The sequence below is a fragment of the Caldimonas tepidiphila genome (genome assembly GCF_003569765.1).
Classification (GTDB): domain Bacteria; phylum Pseudomonadota; class Gammaproteobacteria; order Burkholderiales; family Burkholderiaceae_C; genus Caldimonas; species Caldimonas tepidiphila.
Map to the genome: position 1 here is coordinate 1 of NZ_QXMG01000160.1, position 1,418 is coordinate 1,418.

At 60.6% G+C, this 1,418-nt stretch carries 2 protein-coding genes; one reads left to right on the forward strand and one right to left on the reverse strand.

Going from position 1 to position 1,418, the window contains the following annotated elements; all coding sequences use genetic code 11:
- Positions 1-51 precede the first annotated feature (51 nt).
- Positions 52-534 carry a PAS domain-containing protein gene (locus tag D3A59_RS24860; RefSeq protein WP_205665278.1) on the reverse strand — a complete coding sequence of 161 codons (483 nt, stop codon included), beginning with the start codon at positions 532-534 and terminating at the stop codon, positions 52-54.
- 250 nt (positions 535-784) lie between these two features.
- Here D3A59_RS24860 and D3A59_RS25740 point away from each other — a divergent pair, with 250 nt between their 5' ends.
- Complete coding sequence (locus D3A59_RS25740) at positions 785-937, forward strand: hypothetical protein (protein WP_157991713.1); 153 nt, start codon at positions 785-787, stop codon at positions 935-937.
- The last annotated feature ends 481 nt before the right edge of the window (positions 938-1,418 follow it).

Consider the following 1,418-nt stretch of genomic DNA (forward strand, 5'->3'; position numbering starts at 1 on the left):
TCGCCTATGCGCGAGCGTCATATCCGGGGCGTGGCTGAGGATCATGACTAATCAGGCCGCCTCTTGCCGCTTCCGCGTGGAAATGTCCTGGACCTCGATGACGGTGCCAACCACCTTGTCCTCATGCCGAATCGGACTGGCAGTGAAGGCCACCGGGTAGAAGTGGCCGTCCTTGTGAATGAAGACTTCCTCCCCTTGCTGCTGGTTGTTCTGGGGGGCTGCCCGATCGATCGGGCACTCAGCAAGAGGGTAAGGCGTGCCGTCGGGGCGGTGGTGATGGACGAAATCGTGCAGGGGGCGGCCTTGCACCTCCGGCAAGGTGAACCCGGTCAGTAGCTCCGCTGCACCGTTCATGTAGACACAGTGCTGGTGCTCGTCCATGACGAAGAGCGCCACGGTGGCGTTCTCGCAAAGGTCTTGCAGGCGGCTCAGCAATGCATTGCTGTCCTCAGGTGAGAGCACATTCATCTTGGGTGCAGGCAGCGGCAGAAGGAGGCGCAAGCGCGAGTAGGTGGGATGCAGGCGATCCCTCACGGCATGCTGCCACGGTTGAGATGCAACTGCGGGAAAATTGGACCAGAGGTTTAGTCCTAGCCTGTTGGAGGCAAGTATTGCGCTTGCTCCGCCCTAGGCATGAGGAAACTTCTGTAACAGGCTAATGGGACAACCTTGACAAGGAAAGCAGATCAAATGACATGAGCACTGGCCCCTCTGCGACTGTTGGGTCGTGCGAGCACCGGAGGGCCGCGCCTTCAACCGCTTCGACCCGGCGAGGAGCTCCCATATGCAGGACTACGTGGAGATGCTTGGCGGCCACATGGTGCACGACCTCCAGTTGCGCTACCAGATCGACGAGGCGATCCGAGAAGCTCAGAACAACGGGATCAAGCCCAAGCCATTCAGAGAGTCGTATGCTGTGACGCCCTTCGCGCCGTGATTTGTTCGGGTGTCACGATGTGCGCCGAAGCGCTTGATCGGCAACCGCCGGCGGGCAGCAGTTCCGGCGCATCTAGGCAATAGCTGTCATCGATATAGGCCGCGGTGGTTAGGTGTCGGGGAGCAAAGGGGTTGCGATCGATGAACGCGGTGAAGAGCGGCATTGGACTCCGCTCGGGATCAAAGACAGGCCCGGCAGTTTTCGGGTAGACGCGGCGACTCATATATCCTGATCGACCGCGCATTGCAAAGCTTGAGCAGCCTTACAAAAACAAACAGGTTCAGTCCTGCCAGACCCTACTTGCCGTGGCTGCCCGCATCACCGCTGACATTCTCTCGGCGAAGCTGGGCGGCACCTTTGTGGTGGAGAACCTTGCGGGGGCAGCCGGCGTGATCGCGGCACAGCGCGTCGTGAGCAGTCCTGCCGGCTTTGTTGCACAAATGGCAGCGAGGGCGCCGGGCGGGGCGTGGCTTGACAGCGC

What these genes read in the sequence shown, in the direction of transcription:
- D3A59_RS25740 (WP_157991713.1), top strand. Translation starts at nt 785, where the DNA reads ATGCAGGACTACGTGGAGATGCTTGGCGGCCACATGGTGCACGACCTC.